The 314-nt window shown below is 48.7% G+C and carries 1 protein-coding gene; it reads right to left on the bottom strand.

The genetic code is table 11. From position 1 onward, the window contains the following. Positions 1-101 precede the first annotated feature (101 nt). Positions 102-314, bottom strand: a 213-nt coding sequence (locus tag HX884_RS26890; RefSeq protein WP_178329071.1) for an EI24 domain-containing protein, incomplete at its 5' end; no start/stop codon positions are given.

The raw sequence follows: 314 nt of genomic DNA, 5'->3' as shown, positions 1-314 counted from the left end.
TCTATATACAGAAGGGAAATAATGACATGCAAGATGGAATAAGGGGCGGCATAAGCCACCCCTGTTTCACACAAACGGTTTACAAAATAACCGGTAGATTGTTACCGCCACATCGCGTGTTTATCGCGATAGCAATCGACCCACATCGCCGTCGCGCCACAAACGGCAACGGGCATGATGAACAGATTAAGCAGCGGGATCATCGTAAACAGGCTGGTTAAAGCACCAAACTGCATATTGGTGATTTTGCGTGTGCGCAGGGCGGTGCGCATCTCTTTAAACGGCACTTTGTGGTTATCGAAGGGGTAATCGCA

The organism is Enterobacter sp. SECR19-1250 (assembly GCF_013391025.1).
GTDB lineage: Bacteria > Pseudomonadota > Gammaproteobacteria > Enterobacterales > Enterobacteriaceae > Enterobacter > Enterobacter cloacae.
The sequence above is the reverse complement of the archived record's forward strand: the minus strand, read 5'-3'. Positions and strand labels throughout refer to the sequence as shown.